The sequence below is a fragment of the Mesorhizobium sp. WSM4844 genome (genome assembly GCF_055811775.1).
In genome coordinates, this window is sequence record NZ_JBVVQB010000031.1 from 46249 (window position 1) to 67751 (window position 21503).

Annotated in this window: 22 protein-coding genes and 1 riboswitch; of the genes, 10 read left to right on the forward strand and 12 right to left on the reverse strand. The window is 63.5% G+C overall.

Annotated features, from left to right (window positions below):
• Positions 1-54: 54 nt before the first annotated feature.
• Together AC0L2A_RS22465 and AC0L2A_RS22470 are read left to right on the forward strand one after the other, a co-directional pair.
• Entirely contained in the window at positions 55-1053 is a 999-nt protein-coding gene (locus tag AC0L2A_RS22465; protein ID WP_473610716.1) for a DUF2125 domain-containing protein, read from the forward strand.
• Between the two features lie 53 nt (positions 1054-1106).
• Positions 1107-2030, forward strand: coding sequence for a sugar kinase (locus AC0L2A_RS22470; protein ID WP_473610718.1), 924 nt, complete (start codon positions 1107-1109; stop codon positions 2028-2030).
• Between the two features lie 91 nt (positions 2031-2121).
• Here AC0L2A_RS22470 and AC0L2A_RS22475 read toward each other — a convergent pair whose 3' ends face one another.
• Together AC0L2A_RS22475 and hisC are read right to left on the reverse strand one after the other, a co-directional pair.
• A complete protein-coding gene (locus AC0L2A_RS22475; RefSeq protein WP_473610719.1) occupies positions 2122-3057 on the reverse strand; it encodes a prephenate/arogenate dehydrogenase family protein in 936 nt (311 codons plus the stop codon).
• A 6-nt stretch (positions 3058-3063) separates the two neighbouring features.
• Entirely contained in the window at positions 3064-4173 is a 1110-nt protein-coding gene (gene hisC, locus AC0L2A_RS22480) for a histidinol-phosphate transaminase (protein WP_473610720.1), read from the reverse strand.
• A 172-nt stretch (positions 4174-4345) separates the two neighbouring features.
• Positions 4346-4423: riboswitch (SAM riboswitch) on the forward strand.
• Positions 4424-4543: 120 nt separating this feature from the next.
• Here hisC and metX point away from each other — a divergent pair.
• The gene (gene metX / locus AC0L2A_RS22485) at positions 4544-5713 is read left to right on the forward strand and encodes a homoserine O-acetyltransferase MetX (protein WP_473610722.1); all 1170 of its coding nucleotides are present in this window, start codon (positions 4544-4546) and stop codon (positions 5711-5713) included.
• A gap of 115 nt (positions 5714-5828) precedes the next feature.
• Positions 5829-6443 (forward strand): methionine biosynthesis protein MetW, encoded by a 615-nt coding sequence (gene metW, locus AC0L2A_RS22490; protein ID WP_023797197.1) that lies wholly within the window; start codon positions 5829-5831, stop codon positions 6441-6443.
• Between the two features lie 71 nt (positions 6444-6514).
• On the opposite strand, the gene AC0L2A_RS22495 is transcribed toward metW, so the two are convergent.
• The 3 genes from AC0L2A_RS22495 to AC0L2A_RS22505 form a co-directional block, all read right to left on the reverse strand.
• The gene (locus AC0L2A_RS22495; RefSeq protein WP_245277581.1) at positions 6515-7285 is read right to left on the reverse strand and encodes a DUF1194 domain-containing protein; all 771 of its coding nucleotides are present in this window, start codon (positions 7283-7285) and stop codon (positions 6515-6517) included.
• Between the two features lie 194 nt (positions 7286-7479).
• Positions 7480-9306, reverse strand: coding sequence for an ABC transporter ATP-binding protein/permease (locus AC0L2A_RS22500; RefSeq protein WP_473610723.1), 1827 nt, complete (start codon positions 9304-9306; stop codon positions 7480-7482).
• A gap of 118 nt (positions 9307-9424) precedes the next feature.
• Positions 9425-10198 (reverse strand): class I SAM-dependent methyltransferase, encoded by a 774-nt coding sequence (locus tag AC0L2A_RS22505; protein WP_036262328.1) that lies wholly within the window; start codon positions 10196-10198, stop codon positions 9425-9427.
• 219 nt (positions 10199-10417) lie between these two features.
• Between AC0L2A_RS22505 and gloB the strand changes: the two genes are divergently transcribed.
• Positions 10418-11185 (forward strand): hydroxyacylglutathione hydrolase, encoded by a 768-nt coding sequence (gene gloB / locus AC0L2A_RS22510; protein ID WP_473610724.1) that lies wholly within the window; start codon positions 10418-10420, stop codon positions 11183-11185.
• A gap of 40 nt (positions 11186-11225) precedes the next feature.
• Complete coding sequence (locus AC0L2A_RS22515) at positions 11226-11666, forward strand: cupin domain-containing protein (protein WP_287235636.1); 441 nt, start codon at positions 11226-11228, stop codon at positions 11664-11666.
• Here AC0L2A_RS22515 and AC0L2A_RS22520 read toward each other — a convergent pair.
• Genes AC0L2A_RS22520 through AC0L2A_RS22530 form a run of 3 tightly spaced genes read right to left on the reverse strand, consistent with a single transcriptional unit; the run spans position 11641 to position 14013 of the window.
• On the reverse strand, positions 11641-12309 hold the full coding sequence (locus AC0L2A_RS22520) for a lysoplasmalogenase family protein (protein WP_473610725.1): 669 nt from the start codon (positions 12307-12309) through the stop codon (positions 11641-11643). The two genes, AC0L2A_RS22515 and AC0L2A_RS22520, sit on opposite strands and share 26 nt — an antisense overlap.
• Positions 12309-13196: an aromatic amino acid exporter YddG gene (yddG, locus tag AC0L2A_RS22525; RefSeq protein ID WP_473610726.1), complete on the reverse strand. Its 888-nt coding sequence runs from the start codon at positions 13194-13196 to the stop codon at positions 12309-12311. Before yddG ends, AC0L2A_RS22520 begins: the two co-directional genes overlap by 1 nt.
• 28 nt (positions 13197-13224) lie before the next feature.
• The gene (locus AC0L2A_RS22530; RefSeq protein ID WP_287218386.1) at positions 13225-14013 is read right to left on the reverse strand and encodes a DUF3108 domain-containing protein; all 789 of its coding nucleotides are present in this window, start codon (positions 14011-14013) and stop codon (positions 13225-13227) included.
• Between the two features lie 254 nt (positions 14014-14267).
• On the opposite strand from AC0L2A_RS22530, the gene rpmB reads away from it, so the two are divergent.
• The 3 genes from rpmB to AC0L2A_RS22545 all read left to right on the forward strand — a co-directional run bounded on the left by rpmB (position 14268) and on the right by AC0L2A_RS22545 (position 16146).
• Positions 14268-14564: a 50S ribosomal protein L28 gene (gene rpmB, locus AC0L2A_RS22535; protein WP_023797188.1), complete on the forward strand. Its 297-nt coding sequence runs from the start codon at positions 14268-14270 to the stop codon at positions 14562-14564.
• 137 nt (positions 14565-14701) lie between these two features.
• Positions 14702-15382 (forward strand): queuosine precursor transporter, encoded by a 681-nt coding sequence (locus AC0L2A_RS22540; RefSeq protein ID WP_473610727.1) that lies wholly within the window; start codon positions 14702-14704, stop codon positions 15380-15382.
• A gap of 62 nt (positions 15383-15444) precedes the next feature.
• Positions 15445-16146 (forward strand): spermidine synthase, encoded by a 702-nt coding sequence (locus AC0L2A_RS22545; RefSeq protein WP_473610728.1) that lies wholly within the window; start codon positions 15445-15447, stop codon positions 16144-16146.
• Between the two features lie 31 nt (positions 16147-16177).
• Here the strand turns inward: AC0L2A_RS22545 and AC0L2A_RS22550 are convergent, their stop codons facing one another.
• From AC0L2A_RS22550 to AC0L2A_RS22565, 4 genes are all read right to left on the reverse strand, one after another.
• Entirely contained in the window at positions 16178-17209 is a 1032-nt protein-coding gene (locus AC0L2A_RS22550; RefSeq protein WP_473610729.1) for an esterase-like activity of phytase family protein, read from the reverse strand.
• Entirely contained in the window at positions 17206-19104 is a 1899-nt protein-coding gene (gene cobT, locus AC0L2A_RS22555) for a cobaltochelatase subunit CobT (protein WP_473610730.1), read from the reverse strand. The genes AC0L2A_RS22550 and cobT overlap by 4 nt, the downstream gene beginning before the upstream one ends.
• 47 nt (positions 19105-19151) lie before the next feature.
• A complete protein-coding gene (cobS, locus tag AC0L2A_RS22560; protein ID WP_128168748.1) occupies positions 19152-20138 on the reverse strand; it encodes a cobaltochelatase subunit CobS in 987 nt (328 codons plus the stop codon).
• A 117-nt stretch (positions 20139-20255) separates the two neighbouring features.
• Positions 20256-20885 carry a J domain-containing protein gene (locus tag AC0L2A_RS22565; protein WP_127211936.1) on the reverse strand — a complete coding sequence of 210 codons (630 nt, stop codon included), beginning with the start codon at positions 20883-20885 and terminating at the stop codon, positions 20256-20258.
• A gap of 193 nt (positions 20886-21078) precedes the next feature.
• On the opposite strand from AC0L2A_RS22565, the gene AC0L2A_RS22570 reads away from it, so the two are divergent.
• Complete coding sequence (locus tag AC0L2A_RS22570; protein WP_473610731.1) at positions 21079-21381, forward strand: BolA family protein; 303 nt, start codon at positions 21079-21081, stop codon at positions 21379-21381.
• Positions 21382-21503: the final 122 nt, after the last annotated feature.

Here is a 21503-nt window from a genome sequence, read left to right on the forward strand (position 1 = left end):
CCCGATCTTGCCGGAAACGACACCTCTGCAACACGCGCCAACGAGAGCCGCAGCATGACGTCAAATGACGAACGCCCGCCGAATTTTCTCCGCCGGCTGTTCTGGCTCGGCGTTTTCATCGTCGTGCTGTTTGGCCTCTACAGCGCCGGCTGGTTCTACCTGGCAGACAAGGTCAAGAGCGAAGCCGGCAAAGCGGTGGCCGAGTTCAACGGCAATGGCATCGAGGCGGACTGCGTCAATCTCACGGTCAGCGGCTACCCCTTAAGCTTCGCCGTTACCTGCGACAGCCTGGCTTATCAGGACGACAGCAGGAACGTCGCCGCCTCGCTCGGCAGCCTCAAAGCAGTCACGCACATCACCCAGATCCTGTCCCCTGGCGCCGACCTGCAGGGGCCGCTCAGGACCTCCGTGCCGGGGATGGCGCCGCTGTGGATCGACTGGGATAATCTGCGAGCGAACGTCAAACTGTCCTGGCCCCTGCCCCGGCGCGTTTCACTGGAGGCAGAGGCTCTGTCAGCCCAGACCGATCCCGCCGATGGCACAGACCCGGTCGAGCTGTTCAGCGCTGGGACAGCGGTCGGAGAATTGCGTCCGAACGGCCAGGACATCGACTATGCCGGGAGTTTTACCGATCTCGAAATCGATCCGGGCGCGATCGACGGCCGCGTGCTGCCGCCGCTCGACGGCAGCGGCGACGTGACGCTGAAGAACGGCGTGGCGCTGATCAAGACACAAACAGAGAGCCTGCGCGGCCAGGCGGTGGATATCGGCAAGCTCGACCTGTCGTCGGGGAGCGCGCGCGTCACCGTTTCCGGGCCGGTTTCGGTCGATGCCGACGGACTGATCGACGCCGATTTGATGATCAGGCTCAGCGATCCGAAGGCGGTGGCGGAAATCCTCGGCAAAGCCATTCCCGAGCAGAAGAGCCAGATCAAAACCGGCTTTGCCGGGCTGGCGCTGCTTGGCAACGAACCGTCGATGCCGCTCAAGATCGTCAAGGGCAAGGCCTCGCTCGGTTTTATCCCTCTGGGCAGCATCAAGCCGGTCGATTAGGCGATGATTGCGAACCTCCAGTTCGGAAAGACCATGGCCAAACAGGAAGATAGATGAACCGCGCGGTGAAGCTCCTGAGTGTTGGCGCGCTGACGCTCGATACGATCCTTCGCGTCGACACGCTTCCGGCGCGTCAGGGCAAGTTCATCGCGTCCGACGGCGTCCAGATCGCCTCGGGCATGGCTTCGAGCGCGGCCTGCGCCGCACGCCGCCTCGGCGCGGAGGTATCGCTGTGGGCGAGCGCGGGAGACGACCTCGTCGGCGATCAGCTGGTCGCAGGCATTGAGGCCGAAGGCGTCGATTGCAGCTTTGTCCGGCGCGTCGCCGGCGCGCGGTCGGCACTGTCGGCCATCCTGGTCGACACCAATGGCGAGCGCATTATTGTTCCATTCTATGACAAGCTCGCGCAGGCCGACCCCGAAGCGCTCCCCATTCAGGATCTCACCGCATTCGACGCCGTCCTGGTCGACGTGCGCTGGCCGGGCGCGGCAGCTCTGGCCCTGACGGCGGCGCGCGCAAACGGCCGTCCAGCCATACTCGATGCCGACACCGCGCCACGGGCCGTGCTGGAACGGCTGTTTCCGCTCGCCTCCCACATCGTCGCGTCGGAGCCGGCGGCGTTCATCCTCTGCGGCGAGGAGCGAGGCCCGCAGGAGGCCTGTGAAGCGCTGGCCAGACGCACCGATGCATTCGTAGCGGTGACCGGCGGCGCAGCGGGAAGCTGGTGGTTCGACCGTTCGGTGGCGTCGGTGCGCCACGTCGCCGCGCCAAGGATCAAGGCAGTGGATACGCTTGCCGCCGGCGACGTGTTTCATGGCGCCTTTGCCGTCGGGCTGGCCGAGGCCATGCCGATCGAACGGACATTGCGCTTTGCCAGCGCCGCCGCCGCGCTCAAATGCCTGCGCTTCGGCGGCAGGCTGGGCGCGCCGGACAGGGCCGAGACACTGGCGATGATGGCGGCTCACTGGCCGGATTGAGCGCGCGGCGGCCTTCAAATCGGATGGTACCGCCGCTCTATCTTTTGCTTGAGCATCGGATTTCACCTAAAACCGGTACGGGTCCGATGCTCTATCCCTTGGCCGGATGCTCGACTGCCTGCCGGCCAAAGTCCGGCACGTCGATGTCCTGGCCGGCCTCGATGATCGAGCGGCGCACGGCGCGGGTGCGGGTGAACAGGTCGAACAGCTTTTCGCCGTCGCCCCAGCGGATCGCCCGCTGCAGCGAGGCCAGATCCTCCGAGAACCGCGCCAGCATTTCGAGGATGGCATCCTTGTTGTGCAGGCAGACGTCCCGCCACATCGTCGGGTCGGACGCGGCAAGGCGCGTGAAGTCGCGAAAGCCGGAGGCCGAATATTTTATGACCTCGGACTTGGTCACCGACTCCAGATCGTCGGCGGTGCCGACGATGTTATAGGCGATGATGTGCGGCAGGTGCGAGACGATAGCCAATGTCATGTCGTGATGCTGGGGATCCATCGTGTCGATGTTGGAGCCGCAGCGGCGCCAGAATTCCGAGAGCCTTTCCAGCGCCTCGGGATCGGTGCCGGGTAGCGGCGTGAAGATGCACCAGCGGTTTTCGAACAATTCGGCAAAGCCGGCGTCCGGACCCGATTTTTCAGTGCCGGCCAGTGGATGGCCGGGAATGAAATGCACGCCGGCAGGCACATGCGGCAGCATCTGCGCGATGACCGACGCCTTGGTCGAGCCGACATCGGTGAGGATGGCGCCCTGCTTCAGCGCCGGTGCGATTTCCTCGGCGACCTCGCCCGAAGAACCGACCGGCACCGAAACGATGACCAGGTCGGCATCGCCGACCGCCTCTTTCGCATCCGACGTGTAGAAGGAGCCGAGGCCGAGTTGTTTCGCCCGCGCCAGCGTCGTTTCGCTGCGCGTCGAGATGGCGACATGACCGGCAAGGCCTTCGCGATGGATTACGCGGGCCAGCGACGAGCCGATCAGGCCGATGCCGACCAGCGCGATCTTTTCGAACATCGGTGATGTCATGGTGTTCTAGCTTTTCAGAAATGTCGCCAGCGACGCGACAACGCCGCGATTGGCCTCTTCGGTGCCGATGCTCATGCGCAGCGCATTCGGGAAGCCGTAGCCGGAAACGCGCCGCAATATGTAGCCGCGCGCACAGAGGTAATCGTCCGCGGCTGCCGCCGAATGTTTTTTGTCTTCGGGAAAGTGGATGAGGACGAAATTGCCGACGCTCGGCGTCACCCGCAGTCCGAGCCTGGTCAACTCCTCGCTCACCCAGGTCAGCCAGGTCTCGTTATGCGCCACGCTTCGCTCGACATGGGCACGGTCGCGGATCGCGGCAATGCCGGCCTCGATCGCCGTCGCGTTGACGTTGAAGGGACCCCGCACCCGGTTGATCGCATCGATGACATGCAACGGTGCATACATCCAGCCGATCCGCGCGCCGCCGAGGCCGAGCTTGGAGAAGGTGCGGGTCATGACCACGTTTTCCGCGCCAGCCACCAGTTCGACGCCGGCTTCATAGTCGTTGCGGCGGACATATTCGGCATAGGCTGCATCAAGCACCAGAAGCACGTTTCGAGGCAGGCTGGCATGCAGGCGGCGCACCTCCTGGAACGGCAAATAGGTGCCGGTCGGGTTGTTGGGATTGGCGAGGAAAATGATCCTGGTACGCGCCGTCACCGCAGCGAGGATCGCGTCGACGTCGGCGCGCTCATTGGTTTCCTTGACCGAGACCGGGACAGCACCTGCCGACTGGATATAGATCTTGTAGACCATGAAGCCGTGTTCGGTGATCACAGCCTCGTCGCCGGGTGCGAGATAGGTCTGCGCAAGCAGGCCCAGAATCTCGTCGGAACCGTTGGAACAGACGATGTTCGCCGGATTGAGGCCATGCACCTCGGCGATCGCCTCCCGCAGGCGCCTGGCGGTGCCGTCGGGATATATGTCGAGCTTGGCCGCAACGTCGCGCGCGGCTTCTATCGCCTTCGGCGAGGGGCCGAGCGGATTCTCGTTCGACGACAATTTATGGACCTTGGCAACGCCGGCCGGCGCCGTGCTTTTGCCCGGCACATAGGCCTCGATCTCCATGATCCCCGGGCGGGGCGTTGGACGTGCCTGATCCGATGCCTGGTTCATATTGCAAAAATCCGTCGAGAACGCTTCCGCTGCTCCAACGCGATGCGAATTTCGGATCCGCCACACTGGAAGCCGCCGCGGAAATACAAGTCGTGGCCTGGAATGTCGAGAGGCGGCAATGATCGGTGCGTGACTGGCCGTTGACGCCGAGGCGCGCCGGTCCTAAAGAAAGGCGAAATCCCGTGGTGATTTGGCCGGTCGGCTTGCAGCCACGTTAAACAACTCGCTAAAGGGCCGTTTGCATCTTGTAACCGGCTTTGCGAAGGCAATGCCGGTTTTTTTGTTGTCCGCAGCCGGCCGGACAGTCGCATCGACCCGAAAATCGCAATCGACTTTCGGAAAACACGATGGGTTAATGTAAGAGGATGCGATGGTCGCGCTGCGCACGAAAAGGACCAACAACGAGGCCGTCGAGCCGTCGAGCCCGGTGTTGCGTTTCGATGCCGACAAGCCGCTCAAGCTCGATGCCGGCACGCTGCTGTCACCGTTCCAGATCGCCTACAAGACTTACGGCACGCTCAACGACGCCCGCTCCAACGCCATCCTCGTCTGCCATGCACTGACCGGCGACCAGCATGTCGCCAGCACCAATCCAGTGACCGGCAAGCCGGGCTGGTGGGAAGTGCTGATCGGCCCCGGCAAGATCATCGACACCAGCCGCTTCTTCGTCATCTGCTCGAACGTCATCGGCGGCTGCCTCGGCTCGACCGGCCCCGCCTCGACCAATCCAGTCTCCGGCAAGTCCTACGGGCTCGACCTGCCGATCATCACCATCCGCGACATGGTGCGGGCGCAGTTGATGCTGGTCGACCATTTCGGCATCGAAAAACTGTTTTCGGTGCTCGGCGGCTCGATGGGCGGCATGCAGGTGCTGCAATGGGCGTCGAGCTATCCGGAGCGCGTTTTCTCAGCGCTGCCGATCGCCACCGGCGCGCGCCATTCCTCGCAGAACATCGCCTTCCATGAGGTCGGCCGGCAAGCGGTGATGGCCGATCCCGACTGGCATGGCGGCAAGTATTTCGAGCAGGGCAAGCGCCCGGAAAAGGGACTGGCTGTGGCGCGCATGGCCGCTCACATCACCTATCTGTCGGAGGCGGCCCTGCACCGGAAGTTTGGCCGCAACCTGCAGGACCGTGAAGCGCTCACCTTCGGTTTCGACGCCGACTTCCAGATTGAGAGCTATCTGCGCCATCAGGGCATGACCTTCGTAGACCGCTTCGACGCCAACTCCTATCTCTACATGACCCGGGCGATGGACTATTTCGACCTCGCCGCCGATCATGGCGGCCGGCTGGCCGACGCCTTTGCCGGCACCAGGACCCGTTTCTGCCTGGTCTCCTTCACCAGCGACTGGCTGTTCCCGACCGAGGAGAGCCGCTCGGTCGTTCACGCGCTGAACGCGGCCGGCGCCTCGGTGTCCTTCGTCGAGATCGAGACCGATCGCGGCCACGACGCCTTCCTGCTCGACGAGCCGGAGCTGTTCGCCGCCATCAACGGCTTCATCGCGTCGGCGGCCCGCGCTAGGGGGCTCAGCGCATGACCCTGAAAAATTGCAGGCTTTCCGGACCGGCATCTTGCGCCAGGCAGCAGCGCATGACGCCTGAAGTTTGCAGGCTTTTCGGATCAAGGTCATGCGCCAGTCAAAGGCCACGATCATGAGTGTCAACCACGCCCAGCGCGTCGACCTCGAAGTCGTCGCCGATCTCATCCCGCCGCAGTCGCGGGTGCTGGACGTCGGCTCCGGTGATGGCCTGCTGCTCGAATTGCTGCAGGCAACGAAGCAGGTCGACGGCCGTGGGATGGAACTGTCGCAGCGCGGCGTCAACGAATGCGTGGCACGCGGCCTGTCCGTCATCCAGGGCGACGCCGACAAGGACCTCAAATTCTATCCCGACAAGGGTTTTGATTTCGTCGTCCTGTCGCAGACCTTGCAGGCGACCCGCAACCCGAAGCTGGTGCTCGACGAGTTGCTCAGGATCGGCAAGCACGCCATCGTCTCCTTCCCCAATTTCGGCCACTGGCGGGTACGCCTTTCGCTGTTCGTCGAAGGGCGGATGCCGGTGACCAAGGACCTGCCCTATTCCTGGTACGACACGCCCAACATCCATTTCTGCACCATCCGCGACTTCGTCAATCTCTGCGAAGAGCTCGGCGCAACGGTGGAAAAGGCAACCGCGCTCGACGCCAATGGCCAGAAAATCGGCCTGTCGATGCCATGGTGGTTCTGGAATTTCTTTGGCCAGCAGGCGGTGTTCCTGCTGAAGCGATAACGGCGACCCGTCGCTTCGGCCAGCCGGCCCGAGTCCGGAGACATCTGGGACTGATCGCCATTCGTCGAGGTCTAACGATCAAGTTCCGGAAAATACGGATCGGAGAAAAACCGCCGACCGCGCTCGCCTTGCAAACAGTCGACCGGTGCTGCCGCGTCGACCGGGACGGACCCGGGATCGGCCCCGGGACCGGCATTAGGATCGGTAACACCGCTGACCTCGAGGACCAGCTTGCGGCGTATGGCGGTCACGAATTCCGAAGCGGCATAGACCGGCAGCACGAAGGAACCTGGCCCGCCTGTGACGCACTCGGCATAGTATTGGTCGAGATGGCTGAAGCTGGGCGACGGGCTGATCAGGATCGGCAGGCCATTGATGACGATGCCCTTTGCTATCGCGGCGTCGCGTGTCGTGGCGACGGGCATCCCGATATTGTTGGGGCCATCGCCTGAGATGTCGATGACGCTGCGCGTCGCGTCGAAGGCGGCTCCATCCAAAAGCTTGGCGCCGAAGGCGAGCGCACTGGAAATCGAGGTGCCGCGAAAGCTCCTGAACGGGCGCGCCTCGATCTTGCCGGCGAATACCTCGGCGCTCTCGGCATCGTCGATGACCTGCCAGGCAATGACGGCGTCGTCGCGGACGGTGCCTGCCCATTCGAAATAGGCCAGCGCAATGCGGCCGTTCACGCCCGAACGCACCGCATTGATGAAGTCGGGGTGGCGCAGCGCCTTGACATAGCCGGCGCGCTGCAGGGCGAATTCCTTTTCGTCCATCGAGTGCGAGATGTCGACCGCCAGCACCAGTTCGACGTCCACGGCAATGGTGTCGGCAGGCGCGGCCAAAGGTGCTGCCTGGGCACGGGCAAGGCAGGCAAGCAGGCTGACGCAGGTCGCCCAAAAGCGCGCACCGGTTTTGGGGTAACGACAAGCATCGAAGCAAAGACTCAAAGCGTGTCGCATGAATCCAACGCCGCAGGCTTCCGAACGATGCCGGCAATCTTTCGCCGCGATCACGGCAAAATAAAGCTTACGGCCGGCTATGCCTGTTGGTGGGCTTTGGCGACGGCCGGGGGTGGTTCGATCGCGCCGGCCCTGACGCGGACTGGCTTGAGAGCCGGTCGCTCGACGTCTTTCACGATCGCCAATGAGCGCGGGAAGAATTCAATATTCTGCTGGCCACGGCCGATATTGAGGATCGCGGCGTCGGCAAGACGCGCCTCCAGCATCGACAGCACCCGCCGCAGCGTCGCGCCGTCGAACGTGTCCAAAGCCTCATCGATGATCACCCATTTCGGCTGCCGCAAGACCAGCCGGGCAAAGGCAAGCAGGCGCTGCTCGTCATCGCTCAATTCGCGCTCCCAGCGCGCCGACCGGTCGAGCGAGGATGACAGCCGCCCGAGACCGACCTCGGCAAGCACCGCCGAGATCTCGGCGTCGCTGACCGCGGCATCGGCGTGGTCGAGCACCTCGCGCAGCGTGCCGAGCGGGAAATAGGGTTTTCGGGGAACGAAGGCCGGCACCTCTCCGGCCGGCATGCCGATCCGCCCGCTTCCCCACGGCCACAGACCGGCAATGGCGCGGAAGAACAGCGTCTTGCCGGCGCGCGGATCTCCGGTGATCATGACGCGCTCGCCGGCACGGATCTCGACATGGGGCTCGGCGAGCTTGGTGCATCCATCCCGCGACGCAATTTCGAGCTTGTCGAATGTCAGCCTGCCGTCCGGATTTTCGCCGAACTCGATGCGCCTCTCGCTGTGGTGGAGCACATCCGTTTCAGCAAGCGCGATGCGGAAATCGGCGACGCGCATCAGCGTGGCGCGCCAATCGGCGATGCCGCCGATATTGTTGATGAACCAGCGCAACGAGGAATGCACCTGGTTGAAGGCGCCGACAGCCATCATCAGCCCGCCGAAGCTGATGTCACCGGCGAAATAGACCGGCGCGGCGACGAGGATCGGCGCGACGACAGTGATCCAGCCATAGGTGTCGGTCACCCAGGAAAGATTGATCTGGGCGCTGTAGATGCGCCGCATCGCGCCCAGCACCGTGCCGAGGTCGAGCTCAAGCCGCCGTCTCGCGTCGGCCTCGCCGTGCGCAAGCGCGATGGCATCGACATTCTCGTTGACGCGGACCACCGAGGAGCGCAGCTCCGCCTCGCGCGTATAGCGGTCGCTGTTGAAGCGGATCAGCGGCCGTCCGACCAGCCAGCTCAGCCAGGAGGCGGTGCCGGCATAGAGGATTGCGGCCCACACCATGTAGCCCGGAATCGCCAGCGAATAGCCGCCGACATGGAAGACGAAGCCGGAAGACAGCGACCATAGGACGCCGACGAACGAAACAAGCAGAATGAACGACTGCAATAGCCCTATGCCGAGACCTGTAGAAAGATCGGAGAGATGCCCGGCATCCTGCTGCAGGCGCTGGTCGGGGTTGACGCCGATGGCGCCGGCGTTGGCGAGCCGGAAAGCCCGCGCCGGCCGCATCCATTCACCGATCAGATCGACGGTCAACGCCTCACGCAGCTTCAGCCGGATCGTCTGGTCGAGCCAGGTCTGGCCGACATTGAGCACCACAAGCCCGCCGGCGATGGCGGCAAACACCAGAAGCTGGTGCAGGAAACCCTGCATGTCGCGCCGAGCCAGCGCGTCGTAAAAGGGCTCGTTCCAGCGATTGAGCAGAACCTGCCCGATCGAGGTTGCCACAATGACGGCGACGATGCCGAGGCAGGCCCAGAGCAGTTGTTTGCGGATCGGCGACTTCGCCAACGCCAGCCTGATTGTCGCCAGCTGGTCGCGCAGGCTGCTGGCTTCGACCGACGCGGCAGTCGGCTTGGCGCTGGCCTCGAAATCCGGATGATCGGCCATTGATGAAGACCCTTCGCAAGCGGTGCTGAAACCGGTGAGCAAGTCGACTCAATCGGGTAGCAAACCCGCCCACGACAGATAGGTGGGAAAAAGCGTGATTCCGATCACGAAAACGTCATCAGCGGCCCGGCGATGGCGCCTTCCCGGTCGGCGATATCCGGCCGAGCCTTGTGGCGCCATGCGGCGAGAAAACTGGCACGAAGACGCGGCGAGAGGCGCGCTGGACGACCGGCACACCCTGATAGAGCCGCTTCTGCGCCTCGACGACGATGACGCCGGAAAAGATCGGCCAGAACCTGCGGCCGGCGCGCTCCAGCACATTATGGAACCGCATCATGAAGCGTCGCCGCGATGGCGGGAAGAACAGGGCGTCGGACCAGGCCGCGGGCGTGAAATTCGCTTCGCGCAGCAATTCGGTGAGCTGGCCGCGCGAGAAAGGCCGGCCGCTGCCGAACGGCGTATGCTCGAAACGGGCCCAGACACCGCGCCGGTTGGGCACGACGATGACGACGCGGCCTGCGGGCGACAGCACCCGCCAGATTTCGTTCAGCGTCTCGCGCGGGTTCTCGGCATGTTCGAGTGAATGGACGAGCAGCATGCGGTCGATGGAGGCATCGACCAACGGCAATTCCTCATCGAAGACCAGCGCGGTCGCGGTCGGCCCGGTGGCCGGCCAGACCACCGCGCCTTGCGTCGCCGGCATGAAGGCAAAGACACGTTCGGCATCGGTGCCGAACCGCTCCAGCCACGGCAAAGTGTAGCCGAGGCCGACCAGCCGCTCATTGGGCACGACAGCCCATATCGAGGACAACGCCATGGTGATCGAGCGTTCGGCCAATCGCCCGAGCGTGGTCGAATAAAAGGAGCGAAGGTCGACGATATCGGAATGCATGCGCGGCACGCTATCTTCGATGCTGTCCAAGTTCAACAAAGGCGCCCAGTTCTCCAAAGACGGATGACATCCGCGGGCAAGCGCCCTATGTCTGCGGCGACTGCTGCATCGGCAAGAAATCGGTTTCGATTTCGGAAGACACGATGCAGCAGATAAAAAGTGTCAGAAGCGTCCTTTGTGCGTCCAACTGGACGCGCGGCGCTCTCGTGGAGAGATGCGATGCCGGTTGAAATCGAACAATTCATGTGCCGCAGCGACAATTTCGGTGTGCTGGTGCATGACCCGAAAAGCGGCCAGACCGCGATCATCGACGCGCCCGAGGAGGCGCCGATCCTGGCCGCGATCGAGCGCACCGGCTGGACGCCGACGATGATCCTGACCACCCACCACCATGTCGACCATGTCGAGGCCAATCTGGCGTTGAAGGAGCGGTTCAAGCTGCGCATCGTCGGGCCGGAGGCGGAACAGGCCAAGATTCCCGGCATCGACGAAACCGTTGAGCAGGGTTCGGTCATCCACCTCGGCGACGAGAGGATCGACGTGATCGCCACGCCTGGCCACACGGCGGGCCATGTCTCCTATCATCTGCCGGGATCGAAAGTGGCGTTCACCGCCGACACGCTGTTCGCACTCGGCTGCGGCCGGCTGTTCGAATGCAAGCCGCCGGTGATGTACGATTCGTTGAAGAAGCTCGCGGCGCTTCCGGCCGAGACGGTCGTCTATTGCGGCCATGAATACACGCTTTCCAACGCCCGCTTCGCGCTGACCGTCGACCCGACCAATTCGGCATTGAAGGAGCGCGCCGCGAAAATCGAAGCGCTGCGCGCCGACGGCAAGCCGACGCTGCCGACCACGATCGGTGAGGAACTGTCGACCAATCCGTTCCTGCGCTGGCACGATCCGGCAATCCGCAAGCATCTCGGCTTGGAGAACGCCTCCGACGCCGAAGTGTTCGCCGAAATTCGCAAGCGCAAGGATAATTTCTGAGCACCGTTGATGGGCTGGAACCCACGAAGTTCTGGGGAAAATGACCAGTTCCGCCGAAATCATCGCCACGCTCGGCCTGAAACCGCATCCGGAAGGCGGCTGGTATGCCGAGACCTTTCGCGATGGCGCGGAAGGCGCTCGCGGCCATTCGACCGCGATCTATTTCCTTTTGGAGCAGGAGCAAGTGTCGGCCTGGCACCGCGTCAAGGACGCCGCCGAGGTCTGGCATTTCTATGCCGGCGCCCCGCTGGCACTGTCGATGCATCGGGAAAACGGGCCGGTGATCGAGCAGGTGCTCGGCACGGCATTGGCGGCGGGCGAGCGGCCGCAGATCGTCGTGCCGGCAGGCTGGTGGCAGTCGGCGCGCAGCCTCGGCGAATGGACGCTGGTCGGCTGCACCGTGGCGCCGGGCTTCGATTTCGCCGCCTTCGAGCTGGCCGAACCGGGCTGGAGTCCTAACCCAGCAGGAAACCCATCGTGATCGCCAACTGGGCGGCGTAATACAGCATCCAGACCGCGTGGCGCGTCCAGTGTCGGTGCGGCGAGATGGCGCTCAGCAGGAACTTTTCCGAGGCGAGCAGCCCGTCGGACGCCATGAACAGCACGGCGCCGCCGACGACCCAGAAATTGCTCAAGGTCAGCGCCGAAATGCCCATGGCAAAAATTGTCGCGATATAGACGCTGATGGGAAGGCGCAGGGCGGGGCCGACACGGCGCCAGACCGCAAAGAGCATGGCGAGCGCCAACACGGCCATTGCCACGGCAATCGCCGCGCGCCACGGCTCGGCCGAGAGCAGCCCGACCCCCTCGCCGGAGCGCAGGAACAGCGCGATGTAAAGCCCATGCGCCACGAGAAAACTGGCCAGCCCGCCGACAAAAGCCTTTTCACCGTCGCGCGACAGCAATGCGTCGCCGATGGCGCTGAGCGCCAGCGCCGCGATGAGCAGCCACGGACCGCCCTGCAGCGATGCCAGCACGACGAGCATTGCCACGGCCAGCGTCTTGACCGCGGAACGCGCAAGCTTCGGCGGCATGTCGATGGTGAAGGCGTAGATCACCGCGGCGGCCAGCGAAAACAGCAGCGTCGCATTGGCGTCGGCGTCGATGCCGCCGGGAAACGGCATCACGCCCCTGCCTCGCTCGCAGCCCTCTTGCGCAAGAACAGCGATTTCGCCGCAAGCGCTGCGCCGCCGGTGATCAGCACGCAGGCGGCGAGGATGCGAAGGGACGGCTCGGCGAAGCCGGCTGATATCAGCACCAGCGTCGACAGCAGCGGCGCGGCATAGCTTGCGGCGCCCAGCACCTGGATGTTGCCGCGCTTGACGCCGATATCCCAGGCGTAGAAGGCCGCGCCCACCGGCATCAGGCCGAGGCCGAGCACGGCCAGCCACTGGCCGGCGCCGACGGGCAGCACCGTCTCTTCCAGCATCAGATGGCAGACAAGCGAAAGCGCTGCCGTGGCCGCACAGAACCAGGTGACGATGCTGGTCGGCACCGACGGAAAGCGGCGCGACAACAGCGAATAGGACGACCACAGCACGGCGCAGACGCCGGCCATCGCATAGCCGAAGGCATAGCGCGCGTCGAAGGCAATCCCGCCGCCCTTGGTGACGATCAGAAAAGTGCCGGCAAGGCCGAGCAGTGCGCCGACGACATGGTTCCAGGCCAGCCGCTCGCCCGGCATCAGCGCCGATCCGAGCACGATGAGCAGCGGCCACAGATAGGCGATGAGGCTCGCCTCCACCGCCGGCGCGTTGCGCAGCGCAGTGAAATAGAAGAAGTGATAGCCGAACAGGCCGGCAATGCCGATCAGCCACACTTGCGGCGGTATTTTCTCGCTCCCGGCGGTGGCCGGCATGAACAGCCGCGCGACGAGCCCGACGCCAGAGCCGATCGTGAAGGTGATCGCCGAGAGCAGGAATGGCGGCACCGCGCCGGAAGCGTCCGTAAGCAGCGCCAGCAGCGCCCACATGGCGACCGCCGAGAAGCCGATCAGTGTTGCGCGCCCCATGTCCGTCTCCGGCGGCGCGCGATCGCGCCTATTCTGTCGCTTCGAACCGCTCCGCGCTGACGGTGAGAGTGCCGATTTTCGTGCCGACCGTGGCGTGGATCGGCGCATATACGCCGGTTTGGCCGACCGGTGCAAACGTCACCATGATGCGGCTGCGCTTTCTCAGGTAATCCAGGGATTTGCGGTTCTTGCGATAACCCGCCACCGGCTCAAAATCCAGCCGGCAAGTGACGGTATCGCCCTCGTAGCCGCGCACCGAGGTCGAGCCTTTCGACTCGTAGGTCAGCCTGAGATCGGCGCGCATCTCACCGTCATAGAGCTTCACCGTGCGCCCGCAGACCTTGTCGAGGCTATCGGCATGGATGACGGTGGCGGCCATCGGATCGAGCACCGAGGCGAGATGGCTGGCGGCCAGCGGTATCCATTTCTTGGAATTGCGCTTCTTCGGCGCAGGCACGACCTTGGTCGCGATAACAGTGCCGTTGGCGAACTGGATATCGATCATCGATGCCTTGTCGCCCGATTTGTAGTCGGCGCGGAACGCCTGCGGCTGCAATTGCTTGCCCGAAATCTTGCCCTTCGACGAGACCGTGCCACGCGTGTCGTCAAATATTGTGGCGAGGCCGGCACTGGAGACGCTGCCTTCGATCGAATAGGTATCGCCTTCGTAACTGCTGGAAAAGCTTGCCTTGGCCACCGAGAAGCCGTGGACCGAAACCGTATACTCGCCCTTGAAGGATTGTTGCGTGGCGGCAGAAATTGCCGTCGGCAGCGCCACGGCGAGCGATGCAAGGAGAGCATGAGACGAACGAAGCATGGCGGGATCGATCCTCGATTTCAGCAGAAGCGCGCAACTCCAGCCTGGCATCTCCTTGTGCGACCGCTTATAGACTGAATTTCGGCCTTTATGTGAAAGACGTCGTCACACCCGGGCGCAAGCCGGAGCTTGACGCATCGCCGAAATGCAACTATGGAACGCCAACTTTTTCCATAAGGCCGCCTGACCGAAACCGCGCGCCACCCGGCGCGGGTTGAATGTTTGGCCAGACCGAGAACTGAAGGTTTAGAACCATGTCCCGCACCTGCGAACTCACTGCCAAGGCAGTCATGTCCGGCAACAATGTGAGCCACGCCAACAACAAGAGCAAGCGTCGCTTCCTGCCCAATCTCGTCAATGTGACGCTGATCTCGGAAGCGTTGAACCAGAATGTGCGCCTGCGCATTTCGGCCAACGCGCTGCGTTCGGTCGAGCATCGCGGCGGCCTTGATGCGTTCCTGGCCAAGGCCGACGCCAAGGAGCTGTCGCAGCGCGCGCGGCTGCTGAAGAAGCAGATCGCCAAGAAGCTCGCCGAACAGCCGGCCGCTTAATTTTTCAGGCAGCCGCCTTCGGCATCGGACCGAAAAGTGCGAAGCGGTTTTCGGAGAAATCCGATGGCCAAACAGCAATGGAGTGTCGTCCGAACTCGGCATGACACCCCGCTGGTTCCATTACCCAGGATAAAAAAATGAGCTTTTTCTCCCGATACCTGCCCTTCGTTGCGGCCATGGCGCTTGTCGTGGTGGCGTCGAACGTTCTCGTGCAGTTCCCGCTGCAGGGTGCAATCGGCGGCCTGTCGCTGGCCGACATTCTGACCTGGGGCGCCTTCACCTACCCGTTCTCCTTCCTGGTCACCGACCTTGCCAATCGCCGCTACGGCCCGGCTGTGGCGCGCCGGATCGTGTTTGTCGGCTTCACGGCGGCAGTGATCTGCTCGGTAGTCATCCCGCCCTTGCTGTTCCGCTACGGCCTGATCGAATTCGAGACGGCTGCCGACCGGCTGGTGCGCATTGCGGCGGCTTCCGGCATCGCGCTCCTGATCGCGCAGCTGCTCGACGTGACCGTGTTCAACCGGTTGCGCCGGCAGAGCTGGTGGCGGGCGCCGATCGTCGGCACGCTGGTCGGCTCGGTGTTCGACACCGCGGTGTTCTTCACGATCGCCTTTTCGGCGGCTTTTGCCTTCGCTGGCCCGAACGATGGCTTTGCGCTCGAAACCGCGCCGCTGATGGGCGTGCTGCCGGTCGAGGCCATGCGCTGGGTGTCATGGGCGCTCGGCGACCTCGGCGTGAAGCTGATCATCGCCGTGGTGGCGCTGATCCCCTACCGGCTGCTTGCCGCCCGCTGGAGCCAGCCGGCACTGGCGGCATAGAGCATGATCCCTAAAAGTGGGAACCGGTTTTCGGAAAAGATCATGCTCACAGGTTCTCAAGCATGATCCCATGGGTCCAACTCGATACCGCGAAAGCCCCTGACGGCGACCATGAGCTCCGCCTGAAACAACGCGGCGCCGAATTCTCGATCATGCTCGGCTCGAACGAGCTGATGAACAGCCGCCTCGGCGGTTCTGAGGAAGCGCTGGCGAGCCTGTCCTGCCAAAGGATTGCCGGCCGCAGACAGCCGAAAATCCTGATCGGCGGGCTGGGCATGGGTTTCACGCTGCGCGCCGCGATTGCCGAGCTTGGCGCCGATGCCGGCATCGTTGTCGCCGAGTTGGTGCCCGCCGTGGTGGCGTGGGCGCGCGGCCCGATGGCCTCGCTGTTCGGCGGCTGTCTCGACGATCCGCGCGTGACCATTCGCGAGGCGGATGTCGGGCAGATCATACGATCGGAAGCCTCGGCCTGGGATGCCATCCTGCTCGACGTCGACAATGGGCCTGAAGGGATCGTCCACAGGGCCAACGATGCTCTTTACAGTATAGCCGGGCTGATCAGCGCGAGAGCAGCGCTCAAGCCCGGCGGCGTGCTGGCGGTCTGGTCGCAGGGACCCGACAGCGGTTTCACCCGCCGGCTCAAGCAGGCGGGCTTCGCGGTCGAGGAGGCCAAGGTGCGAGCCAATGGCAAGCGCGGCGCACGCCAAATCATCTGGATCGCGACCAACGGACCCCGGCCTGCCGCAACCGGCGCCAAGCTGTAGCTGTTATCGGCCGTCCTTTGCCGACCGCCTCTCAATCCTCGTGCAGCACAAATTCCAGATACAGATTACGCTGTAGCATCGAGTGGTTGTCGTCCGAGACCAGCGACACCATCAGCGCGCCGTCGTCGCGGGTCCAGACGTCGAGCCCTTCCATATTGTCGATCTGGTAGCCCATGTCGGCTTCCATCAGCACCGGCCCGTCGGCAACCGCGCCCTTCTCGACGCTTTCGCCATAGATGCGCCGCAGCCGCATCTTGACGCCGCCGGCCATCGAAAAGCTGCGCTCCAAAAGCAAGAGGTCGCCGTCCGGCAGGAAGGCGCCGTCGGCAATGTCGAAATTGCCGTTGCGCTTGACGGTGAAGACGCCCTTGTGCGGCCCTTCGATAACGGCCGCATAGATGTTGCCTGCCTTGTCGAGGCTCTTTTCCGAGACCACGACCAGCCCGCCTTGGTGCTGGCCGTCAGGATTGGCGTGGATGACGGTCTCAAAGCCGCGATTGCGGCGAAGCTCCCAGGCTGGAATCAGGAAGTCGAGCTGCCTGAACGGCGGCTTCATGTCGCCCGGTTCGATCTTGAACTGTGCAATGCGGTGATCGCGCTCGAAGCCGACTGTGGCAATGCCGTCCTTGAGCGCAAGGCCTTCGGCGTCGACCTCCCATTTCTCGGCGATCAGCTGGCCCGCCTCGTCGGCCATCTGCTGCATACGGAAATTCCGGATGCCGGATGGGCGCTTGTCGGCATCATGGATGACGGTGCCGAAGAACCAAAAACCGGTGTCGGCGACGCCGATGAAATCACTGCCGGGCTTGCGGAAACGAAACGCCGACAGCGCGCCGAAATCGCGTGACGGCGAGGTCATTTCCAGCCCGCCGACGAATTCGAGCGGGCCGAACCGCTTTTCGTCACCGCCGATATGAAACCGGTCTATCAGCCGTGCCGAGATTTCGATCGGCTCGACCGCAACGGTGCCGGCAGGGATGGGAGCCGACAAGGCGATGCCGGCAACGAACAGGGCTGTGGCGGCGAAAAGCGTCTGCCGAAAGCCGCCCCGCGAAAAAATCATCCGGCGCGCCGCATGCCGCCGCGTCGCGTATCGCGCATGCTTTCCTCGCCAAACAGCGAGGCCAGTTGCTCGGTCATGGCGCCGGCCAGTTCCTCGGCATCGACGATGGTGACGGCGCGGCGATAGTAACGGGTAACGTCGTGGCCGATGCCGATGGCCAGGAGCTCGACCGGCGAGCGCGTCTCGATCAATTCGATCACCGCGCGCAGATGCCGTTCGAGATAGTTGCCCGGATTGACCGACAGCGTCGAATCGTCGACCGGCGCGCCGTCCGAGATCATCATCAGGATCTTGCGCTGCTCCGGCCGGGCGATCAGGCGGTTGTGCGCCCACAGCAGCGCCTCGCCGTCGATATTTTCCTTGAGCAGGCCTTCGCGCATCATCAGGCCGAGATTGCGCCGCGCCCGCCGCCATGGATGGTCGGCGGATTTGTAGATGATGTGGCGCAGATCGTTGAGCCGCCCAGGATTGGGCGGCTTGCCTTCCTTCAGCCATTTCTCGCGTGCCTGCCCGCCCTTCCAGGCGCGGGTGGTGAAGCCGAGGATCTCGACCGAGACGCCGCAGCGTTCCAGCGTGCGCGCCAGAATGTCGGCGCAGGTGGCGGCGACGGTGATCGGCCGGCCGCGCATCGAGCCCGAATTGTCGAGCACCAGCGTCACCACCGTGTCGCGGAATTTGGTGTCGCGCTCCTGCTTGAAGGACAGCGGCTGCATCGGGTCGATGACGACGCGCACCAGCCGCGCCGGATCGAGATAACCCTCTTCGAGATCGAAATCCCAGGACCGGTTCTGCTGCGCCATCAGGCGGCGCTGCAGTCGGTTGGCCAGCCGGCCGACGACGCCGGACAGGTTGGCAAGCTGCTTGTCGAGGAAGGCGCGCAGCCGATCCAGCTCTTCCTCTTCGCACAGATCCTCCGCACCCACCGTCTCGTCGAACGCGGTGGTGAAGATCTTGTAATCGATCTCCTTCGACAGATTGGTGAAGGGATTGTCGTTGCGGCGCGCCTCGCCGGGCGTCTCGGCATCGGCGTCGTCGTCGTCGGACAGGTCGTCGGCGGTAGCATCGGATGCCTCCATCTCGGCCGATTGCTCGTCGTCGGACGACGCCTCGGTGTCGTCCGACTGCGACTGCTCGGAGCCGGAATCGTCCTCGCCGCCCTCCTCGCTCTGCTCCTCGCCTTGCGGCTGGTTTTCATCGTTGTCTTCGGAGTCTTCGGTCTCCTGGTCGTCACCGAGTTCCTCGGCCATTTCCATGGAAGCCAGCATCTCGCGCACGACACGGGCGAAGGCCTGCTGGTCGTCGAGCTTTGCCGACAGTCCGTCGAGATCGGCACTTGCCTTCTCCTCGACCCAAGGGCGCCAGAGGTCGACCAGCCGCTCGCCGCTCTTCGGGACAGTGCGACCGGTCAGCTTTTCGCGCACCATCAGGGCCAGCGCCTCCTCGATCGGCGCGTCGGCCTTGTCCTTGACGTCGATGAGGTTGGCCCTGGCGTATTTGTCCTCGAGCATCGAGCCTATATTGTCGGCCACACCCTGCATGGCGCGGGAGCCGATAGCCTCGACGCGGGCCTGCTCGACCGCATCGTAGATGGCGCGGGCCTGTTTGCCCTCCGGCGCCAGCCTGGTGTGGATGCGCGTGTCGTGGCAGGCGCGCTTCAGCGCCATGGAATCGCCGAGCCCGCGGGTGATGGCGATGTCGGCCTTCGAGGCTTTTTTCGGCAGTTCAGGCAGCCGGGCGCGGCTGCCGGCGAGCGCCGGCCGATCCTTGGCGAAACCGACTTCGAGGTCCTTGTCGCCGGCAATCGCGCGCATGCAGACGGTGACGGCGCGCTTGAAGCTGTCGGCTTCAGACCCCGTCTTCGACTTGTTGCGCGTGTTGTCGCCTGGACCCGCCATCGATCATTCCCTGACGCATGACCCCGAAAATCGGAATCGAGCCATGCTTAGCCCAGAACCACGTTGGCGGCGCTCTCCGGCAAATCCTGGCCGAAGGCGCGCTGGTAGAACTCGGCGACCAGCGAGCGTTCCAGCTCGTCGCACTTGTTGAGGAAGGTCAGCCTGAACGCCATGCCGATATCGCCGAAGATCTCGGCATTCTCGGCCCAGGTGATGACCGTGCGCGGGCTCATGACGGTCGAAAGGTCGCCATTGATAAAGGCCGAACGCGTCATGTCGGCAACACGCACCATCTTGTTGACGATCTCCTTGCCCTTGGCATCGCGATAGTGCTTGGCCTTGGCCAGCACGATGTTCACCTCATTGTCGTGCGGCAGATAGTTCAGCGTGGTGACGATCGACCAGCGATCCATCTGCGCCTGATTGATCTGCTGGGTGCCGTGATAGAGGCCGGTGGTATCGCCGAGACCGACGGTGTTGGCGGTCGAGAACAGCCGGAACGCCGGATGCGGGCGGATGACCCGGCTCTGGTCGAGCAGCGTCAGCCGTCCCGACGATTCCAGCACGCGCTGGATGACGAACATCACGTCCGGACGGCCGGCATCGTACTCGTCGAAGCACAGCGCGACATTGTGCTGGTAGGCCCAGGGCAGGATGCCGTCGCGGAATTCGGTGATCTGCAGCCCTTCCTTGACGACGATGGCGTCCTTGCCGACGAGGTCGATGCGGCTGACATGACTGTCGAGATTGACGCGCACCATGGGCCAGTTGAGGCGGGCGGCGACCTGCTCGATATGCGTCGACTTGCCGGTGCCGTGATAGCCCGACACCATGACGCGGCGGTTGTAGGCAAAGCCGGCGAGGATCGCCATCGTCGTGTTCTTGTCGAACAGATAGTCGGGATCGATGTCGGGCACATGCTCGCTCGACACCGAATAGGCCGGCACCACCATCTTGGACTCGAAGCCGAATTTCTCCTTCACCGGCACGGTGGTGTCGGGCAGGTTGGCGATGTCGCGATCGACCTTGTTCATCTTTATCAACGTCTCCACGGGCGAAGCGCCTGATTTCGCCGGCAATCGATTTTGTCCGGGGGCGGTCTTAGAGCCTTTTCCAACCTTATGAAAGTTGGAAAACGACACGGAGGTCGCTCAGCACAATCCTGCCTGCTTGAGCACGCGATAGGCCTGGAGCACATCGCGGAACCGGTCTTCCGAACCTCTGTCGCCGCCATTCGCATCCGGATGGTGGCGTTTCACCAGTTCCTTATAACGCGCCTTGATATCCTTGCCAGTCGCCTTTGTATCAAGGCCAAGCGTTTCCAGCGCCTTGGCCTCAAGCGGCTTGGCCTTGCGCTCACGCGCCTCGCGCGGATCCTTCGGGCCTTTGAACAGGTCGAACGGATCGCGCATGCGGTTGTAGTAGCCGGCGCGGCCGGAACGCTGCTGGGCGAAATCGGGCGAGGAGCGCGTCGAGGCGCCGTTGACGCCCATCTTCCATGTCGGCCGGTGGCCGGTCATCGCTTCCTTCTGGAAGCGGGCGATCTCGGTATCGGGGACACCGGAGAAATAATTGAAGCCCTTGTTGTACTCACGCACATGATCGAAGCAGAACTGAAAATATTCGCCCTCCTTCATGCGCCCGACCGGCGCGCGATGGGTGCCGGCCTCCTTGCAACCGTCCCACTGGCAGATCGGCGAACGAGACTTCAGCTCCGCATCCTTCTCCGGGCGGATGCGAATTTTCTCGAAATATTTGGGGTACGGTTTCATCTTACCCATTTATGGGCTGTTCGCCGGTGCGAAACAAGAATTGACATTTTCGCGATGATCGCCCTAACCGCTGAATCGCGGCATAAAGCGGGCGATCGGCGAATTTTGTCGCGACGGCGGCGCCGCGCGTCCTTCCGGACGCGCAAACGGCACCGATTTTCGGGGGTCATGCGCCAGCCATATGTGGTGAAGGGAAGTACGAATGTCCATACAGTCGACGATGGAAGACAAGTTGAAGAAGGCGTTTTTGCCGGAGCGGCTGGTCATCATCAACGAAAGCCATCTGCATGCCGGCCATCACCATCAGGACTCCGATCATCACGGCACCTATGACGGCACCGGTGAGACGCATTTCCGCGTCCGCATCGTCTCCTCAGCCTTTGCCGGCATGAGTCGCATCGAGCGCCACCGCGCGGTCAACGCGTTGCTGGCCGACGAATTGAAGGCTGGTGTCCATGCGCTGGCGATCGAGCCGGCCGCGCCGGACGAAAAGACCAGGTGGTAGGCCTCAGAGCAATTCCAGGAAAAGTGTGAAACGGTTTTCCCGGGAAAAGCGCATAGCGCTTTCCCTAGGGAATTGCGCAAAAACAAAGAGATAGAGCGGTTCGGCGTTTCCGTGAAACGATG